General features: G+C 65.7%; 8 protein-coding genes. 5 read left to right on the forward strand and 3 right to left on the reverse strand.

What is annotated here, in order from left to right:
- Positions 1-39: 39 nt before the first annotated feature.
- The 4 genes from CFN17_RS13380 (at position 40) to ppk2 (ending at position 2637) form a co-directional block, all read left to right on the forward strand.
- Positions 40-714 carry an arsenate reductase ArsC gene (locus CFN17_RS13380; protein WP_208748274.1) on the forward strand — a complete coding sequence of 225 codons (675 nt, stop codon included), beginning with the start codon at positions 40-42 and terminating at the stop codon, positions 712-714.
- Complete coding sequence (locus CFN17_RS13385; RefSeq protein ID WP_208748275.1) at positions 711-1133, forward strand: low molecular weight phosphatase family protein; 423 nt, start codon at positions 711-713, stop codon at positions 1131-1133. Before CFN17_RS13380 ends, CFN17_RS13385 begins: the two co-directional genes overlap by 4 nt.
- A 2-nt stretch (positions 1134-1135) precedes the next feature.
- Positions 1136-1276 carry a hypothetical protein gene (locus CFN17_RS13390; protein WP_208751614.1) on the forward strand — a complete coding sequence of 47 codons (141 nt, stop codon included), beginning with the start codon at positions 1136-1138 and terminating at the stop codon, positions 1274-1276.
- Between the two features lie 425 nt (positions 1277-1701).
- On the forward strand, positions 1702-2637 hold the full coding sequence (gene ppk2 / locus CFN17_RS13395; protein WP_208748276.1) for a polyphosphate kinase 2: 936 nt from the start codon (positions 1702-1704) through the stop codon (positions 2635-2637).
- A gap of 53 nt (positions 2638-2690) precedes the next feature.
- Here the strand turns inward: ppk2 and CFN17_RS13400 are convergent, their stop codons facing one another.
- The 3 genes from CFN17_RS13400 to CFN17_RS13410 form a co-directional block, all read right to left on the reverse strand.
- The gene (locus CFN17_RS13400) at positions 2691-3410 is read right to left on the reverse strand and encodes a ZIP family metal transporter (RefSeq protein ID WP_208748277.1); all 720 of its coding nucleotides are present in this window, start codon (positions 3408-3410) and stop codon (positions 2691-2693) included.
- Positions 3411-3554: 144 nt separating this feature from the next.
- Positions 3555-4742: a glutamate--cysteine ligase gene (locus tag CFN17_RS13405; protein ID WP_261792199.1), complete on the reverse strand. Its 1188-nt coding sequence runs from the start codon at positions 4740-4742 to the stop codon at positions 3555-3557.
- A gap of 626 nt (positions 4743-5368) precedes the next feature.
- The gene (locus tag CFN17_RS13410; RefSeq protein ID WP_261792200.1) at positions 5369-5728 is read right to left on the reverse strand and encodes a hypothetical protein; all 360 of its coding nucleotides are present in this window, start codon (positions 5726-5728) and stop codon (positions 5369-5371) included.
- Positions 5729-5966: 238 nt separating this feature from the next.
- On the opposite strand from CFN17_RS13410, the gene CFN17_RS13415 reads away from it, so the two are divergent.
- Positions 5967-6904 (forward strand): transposase (locus tag CFN17_RS13415; RefSeq protein ID WP_208748279.1); only part of this gene is annotated, 938 nt, incomplete at its 3' end.

Below are 6904 nucleotides of genomic sequence, written 5' to 3' on the forward strand. Positions count from 1 at the left end.
GTCCCTTGCTGCGTCCACTGAACACACTGGAGAGCCGACATGACTGACCACCACGAACACCGGGGCCTGCAGGACAACACCGAACTCCTGCACCGGATCAGCGCGCGCCTGGCAGACCGGTTCGCCGGGGTGTTCGCGGCGGAGACGGTCGAACGCTACGTCTTCGAGTCCTACACGGCCCTGGCCCGGACGGCGAAGATCACCACGCACCTGCCATCCACCACCGAGCACTTCGCCGGCGACCGTCTTAATGCCCTGGTCAAATCTAAGGACGCCGTCGCGTCCGAGGTCCCCGAAGTGCTGTTTGTCTGCGTGCAGAACGCCGGCCGGTCCCAGATGGCCGCGGCCCCACTCACCGTCGAGGCCAAAGGCAGGATCCACGTCCGGTCCGCCGGCTCCCTGCCGGCTGCCGAGCTGGACCCGGCCGTCGTCGCTGCGATGTCCGAAATGGGCCTCGACCTGACCAAGGACTACCCCAAGCCCTTGACCGACGACGTCGTGCGCGCCTCCGACGTCGTGATCACGATGGGCTGCGGCGACTCCTGCCCCATCTACCCCGGCAAACGCTACGAGGACTGGGAACTGGCCGACCCGGCCGGTCTGCCCGTCGCGGCCGTGCGGATCATCCGCGACGAGATCCACGACCGGGTCAAGGCGCTGGCTTCATCATTGCTCCATGACCCCAGCTCAGAAAAGGAAGAATCAAGCGCATGACCGAGACCACGACAACGCCTGGCGTCCTGTTCGTCTGCAGCAAGAACGGCGGAAAATCCCAGCTCGCCGCCGGCCTCATGAACCAGCTCGCCGGCGGAGACGTCACCGTCTACTCGGCAGGGACCAAACCCGGGACATCCCTGAACCCGCAGGCCGTGGAATCCCTGGCCGAACTTGGCATCGACATCACCGGCGAACACCCCAAGCCCGTATCCGGGGAGGTGCTCGACGCCGTCGACGTGGTAGTGGTGCTGGGCACTGAAGCGAAACTCGAATCCCGCGGGGGCGCCCGCTTCGAGGTGTGGGAAACGGACGAGCCCTCCGAGCGCGGCATTGAAGGCATGGAGCGGATGCGCCTGGTCCGGGACGACATCAAAGCCCGGGTCCAGAAGCTCCACACGGAGCTCACCGGGCACTAAGCATGCCGGCCCCAGCGGTATCCCGGGCACTGGCCGCGGTCCGGCCCATCAGCGCCGACACCGGCTGGGACCCGGCGCTGGTCACCGGGGCATTCTCCGCCGGGCTCGTGGTGTCCGCCGGGGCTGGAATCGCGGTTTTCTAGAGTTTCCAGTATTTGCAAGGCCTGGAATGCAGTTCGATTCCCACCTCGGGCACGTGTTCTCCCTGTTCAGGGGCTTGGTGCCTCTGAGTGTGCACATAGCTCCATTCCGGGTCGGACGTTCCACGCTCTCGGCGGTTGTGGTGGGACCGGGCTTTGGCCGGAGCGGCGCCGCCAGCGACGGGCATGGCGGCGGTATCGATGGAGGATGGGTCGAGCTTGAGCGTTGTGAGCGGATATCCCGCAGCATGGCTCAGGACGAATACGCTCCTCGTAGTCATCCAGGGCGACGCTTCCGGCGTCGATAATGTCCCTTAGCTGGGCTGCAGCGGAAACCGTAGGCAGGGCGGCCCACTTTTGGTATTCGTCTGGCCGAGTTGCCTTGCTAAACTGCCCCCGACGGTTCGTTGAGCCGGAAGGAGACCCGGATGTCGCAGGGAAGCGCGCCGTGGACGCCACGGGACCAGTGGTGGGTTAGGGACAACCTGCGGGAGGCCATCGACCATCTCGTGGAGCTCGGTTACTCGGTGCGCGGGGGACAGGGCGAGGACCCGGAACTGATCGATCCCGGCGGTTCGGCCGTGGAGACGTGGCGTGAGGGCTATCCCTACGAGGAACGGATGTCCCGCGAGGACTACGAGCTGGAGAAATACCGGCTGCAGGTTGAGCTGCTGAAGTTCCAGTACTGGGGCCAGGACCGGGAACTCCGGAACGTGATCGTTTTCGAGGGTCGGGATGCCGCCGGCAAGGGCGGAACGATCAAACGCTTCACCGAACACTTGAATCCCCGCTCGGCCCGTGCCGTTGCGCTGGCCAAACCCTCCGACCGTGAACAGGGCCAGTGGTATTTCCAGCGCTACATCCAGCACCTGCCCTCGGCAGGGGAGATCGTGATGTTCGATCGCTCCTGGTACAACCGGGCGAATGTCGAGCGGGTCATGGGTTTCTGTTCGGACCAGGACTACGAGACCTTTATGGTTCAGGCGCCGCTCTTCGAGAGGATGCTGGTGGACTCCGGTATCCACCTCACTAAGTTCTGGTTTTCGGTGACCCGCCACGAACAGCGCACCCGCTTCGCCATCCGGCAGATCGACCCCGTGCGGCGCTGGAAGCTCTCGCCGATGGACCTGGCTTCCCTGGATCGGTGGGAGGCGTACACAGCGGCCAAGGAAGAGACGTTTCTGCGCACCGATACGGACCATGCACCATGGATGACTATCAAGTCCAACGACAAGAAGCGGGGGCGAATCAACGCCATGCGCTTCTTCCTCAACCAGTTCGACTACGAGGATAAGGACACCTCGGTGGTCCACGACGCCGACCCGCTCATCGTGCGGCGTGGGCGCGAGGCCGCTGGCGACTGAGCCAGGCGGATATTCGCGGCAAGCCGGACAGCGTTTCCCCGGGCTTCCCGGCCTCAGTGCCCGCCGAGGATCTCCACGAGTGCGAACGAGAGGCCGAAGCCGACGGCGATCGCGATGCCGGCGGCGGCGCCGGCATCGCGGGTCCCCTCCGGCACCATGCGGACCGTCACGTTAGTCAGGATGCCGCCGCCGGCGAAGGCCAGCGCGAAGGCCACGACCTCGGGCCGGGCTGCCCCCAGCAGCACCATGAAGACGGCAACCGACGCGGCGCATAAGAACGCCATGGCCAGCCAGGCAAACAGGACATGGCGGGTGGTCATGCCTGATTCGCGCAACGGTCCGGTGTCGGCCATGGCCTCGGGCACGCCGCAGAGGAAGACGGCGGCAAGCACCGCGGCACTGATGCCGGAGCCGCTCAGCAGCGCCCCTGTGATGACAACACCTTCGGCGACCACGGACAGCCCGATCACAAGGAATCTCGGCTCGTGGACGACAGGCGCGGTCAGCCGCCGGCCGCGCACGGCACCGGTCACAACCCACGCCGTCGCTACGGCCCCGCCGATCAGTCCCACCCCGACATAACCGCTTCCGCCGGCCAGCCTGCCGGCCTCGGAGACGAGCTTGTAGGCGACGGCCGAAAGCAGGGCGCCGGCGCCGAAACCGGTCAGGATGCCGAGCAGGACGCTGTTGCCGACGCGCCACCGCAGGGCGAGCAGTCCACCCAGGAAATACGAGGACCCGGCAAGCATCCCCCAGCCAAATGCCTGCAGCATTGGCGGCCCCTTTCGGCTTAGGCGCTAAAGCACCGCGCCTAGGCATCATCCCGAACGGCCGGGGGAAATGGCAAGGGCCGCGAGGCGCCACGGGATGGACGATGTGCTCCGGCCCCGCGGGAAGGGGGCCGAGCATCGTTCCCGTTAGGTTGCTTGTAGGGGCCGGGCCCGGTGATGCGCGGTCTTGGCCGTACCGTGGGTGTGTTCGATGGCATCGAGCACGACGGCGGTCAGACGCTGGGTGCTCAGCATGGTTTCGCGTTGCCGGCGTGATCCCGTACCGGACGCGAGGATCCCGGCGACGTCTTGGGCCACTTGCTCCTCCTCCCCACTGCTGGCCAGGGCTGGCCGGATGTGGTTCAGGAGGGCCTGAATGGCTTCGGCGGCCGGGCACGGCGTGTTCAGCAGGGGGTGCAGCAGCGTGTCCTCCACCCCGGACTTGCTGGCCTGCCATCCAGCCAGGCCCAGCTGCGCGGCGGACAGGCGGGGCGCGGGTATTCCGGCGGACCATTCCTGGGCAGCCCGTTCGACGAGGGCCCGGACGATGGCAGCGATCGCGGCCGTATGCGAGGCCTCCATGCAGACGTCGGCGATGCGTACCTCCACAGTTGGGTGATTGCGGGACAGGCGCGCGTCGAAATACACCATGCCTTCATCGAGGAGTACTCCGGTAGCCAGCAACGATTGCACGTAACGGCGGTATGCGCGTTCTGATCCAAATCTTTCGCACGGACCGGCGGTCTGCCAGCGGCTCCACGCCTGGTAGCGGAAGCTCGCATAGCCTGTGTCGGCGCCTTGCCAGAACGGCGAATTCGCGCTGAGCGCCAACAGGACGGGCAACCAGACGCGAATCCGGTCCAGGACTGCCACGCCTTCCTCACCGTCGGTGACACTGACATGAACGTGGACGCCGCAGGTGAGTTGCTCCCGGAGGGTCAATCCGAACCGGTCGGCCATGTTTAAGAAGCGCGGCTGCGGAACGAGGGTAGGGGTGGCCGGGACCGGGCTGGTAGCCAGGGCGACCGCTCTTGCGCCTACCGACCGTGCTGCCTCATCGGCGAGGCGCCGGCCCTCCCGGATGCCCGCTGCGATTTCCTGCAGGGTGGAACAGACAGGACCGACGGCTTCGAGCTGCTCCTGTTTGACCTCCAGGGCCAAAGTGGGTGCGCTGCCGGTTTCAGGGCGCCGTGGTTCGTTGGCCAAGCACTTTTCCGCGGCGGCTACGGGCTGTCCTGTCGCCGGGTCGACGAGCAGGAATTCCTCCTCGACGCCGAAGGTCCTCTGAAGCCTGCCACCAGAAGCGATGTGTGGTCTGTTCGTCGAAGGTTTCAAGGCGGTTCCTAACGCCAGGGGCCTCCAGCCGGGCGAACGCAGGCGGCTGCCGGTGAAGCGATACATCACTGCTACACAAGGCACGCTCTCTGGCCCGAATAGGCTGCTGATCTCCTCAGGCTAACCCCGGCAGCAGGCTGCCGGAAGTGGAACTCCTGAAGGGCCTCGGGCGGAGGGACGTCAGGCGCGGCCCGGTAACGTCCACGGTGGCCCACCTGTCTGTAGCGGTCGGCGGCAGCGACGAGCATGGGTGCGCTGTCCACACTGCGGGCTGTGGATCGAGTCGGGCAGTGTTCCGCATGTTTCCGGGGAAATCGGCGGTACTGGATTGGTACCCCTGGTGCATCGCTATGAATTTGCGTGTCCCGCAGGCCTGGATCGGCGTTTGGACATGCTTGCGATTGCGGGAACACACACAGAAGTATGCCTTGCTGCTCCAAGGTGCAGAACTTGTGCTCCGCATCACTGGGCCTCTGAGTTTGGCCTGTTCGCTGGCGTTCCGGGCTTAGGCGGGAAGAGCTGAGAAGAAGCAGGTGGGATTTCTCTTCAGCGTCGTTGGCTGTTCCCCTGACTTCTCCCTACGCCGCTCGTGGTGACTTTGCTGATTCTTCAGGGTGGGGCAGACGTCAGGGAAACCATTCGTCGGGTTCGAGGGTGGTGGCGGCGTCGAGGGCGTCGTCGACGACGATGAGGTAGTTGTCGCGTCCGGCGGCCATGGGGACGGAATGGTCGCCGTATTTGTTGTAGGCGAGGTCGACGGCGTCGTTGGCGTTGGTGATGTTGAGTTTGGGGAGGAGTCGGGCGATGTCGAGGGTGTCCTTGTCGCGTTCGGCGGCGATTTTCATTGCCAGGAGTGTTTCGGTGTCCGCGGCCTGGATGGTCAGTCCATCCAGTTGTTCCAGTTGAACCCAGGTGGCGTAGTCCGAAACGACGGCTGAGGTGTTGGAGTTCAGCCAGTAGGGGGAGAGGCCGTAGTCTGCGGCCATTTCGGTGACGATGGGTGTCCCCGCGTCGGATCAGCGTGTCGGCCGCGCACCCGATCAAAGGATTGGACGGGCTCGGAGTTGAACGAGGGCCCCGCGGCTGCCTGTCCATCCAAAGACTGTCATAGGGTGCTTCCATTCAGCGGAAACGACCCAGCGGCACGTACTAGGAGACTGCTGAATTAGTCGCGGGGCGGGCGTGTCCGCTGGACTGGTGGGCCTGGTGGTTAAGACTGGTCTTATGCAGGGACGCGAGGAGGCGCAACGCGGGTATTTGGATGTGGAGGCGCTGGCCGGGGAGTTGTTGGCTCCGGGCAGCGTCTTCGCGTTTCTGGCCAGTCATCGGGGGCGGTTGTTTCCGGATTCAATGATGGAGGACCTCTTCCCGTCGCGGAGGGGCCGGCCTTCGGTTCCGGCGCCGGTGATCGGGTCGGTGCTGGTACTGCAGGCGTTGCAGGGCCTTTCAGACCGGGAGACCGCGGAGGCGTTGACCTATGATCTGCGCTGGAAGGCCGCGTGCGGGTACGGGCTGACCGACACGGCGTTCCATCCGAGCACGCTGACGTATTGGCGGCGCCGTCTTGCCGGATCGGGAAATCCGCACCGGATTATGGAGGCCATCGCGGAGGTCGTTGCCGAGACCGGAGTCCTGAAGGGCAAGCGGCGGCGGGCGGTGGACTCCACGGTCCTGGACGACGCGGTGGCCAGGCAGGACACCATCACGCAGCTGATCGCCGCGGTCCGCCGCTTCGGCCGGGACGTTCCCGGCGGCCAGGACCTGGTCGGCGTCCACGCGAAGGGGTATGACTACACCCGCACCGGCAAACCGGACATCGCCTGGGATGATCCGGACGCCAAAGACGGACTGATCTGCGTGCTGGTGACCGATGCGTTGGCGCTGCTGGCGGTGGTCGATCCCGAAACCCTGGAGGGCACGGCCGCTGATGCGTATGCGCTGCTGGCCTTGGTCGCCGGGCAGGATGTCGAACCGGCCGAGGATTCGGACGGGACGGACGGGCGGTGGCGGATCGCCCGGAAGGTCGCCCCGGACCGGGTCATCTCCACGGTGGACCCGGATACCCGGCACGCGCATAAGACCCAGTCACGCCAGCAGGACGGCTACAAAGCCCACATCGTGATCGAGCCCGACACCGGGCTGATCACCGTCGCGGAACTGAC

It is taken from the genome of Arthrobacter sp. PM3, from assembly GCF_003352915.1.
Taxonomy (GTDB): Bacteria; Actinomycetota; Actinomycetes; order Actinomycetales; family Micrococcaceae; genus Arthrobacter.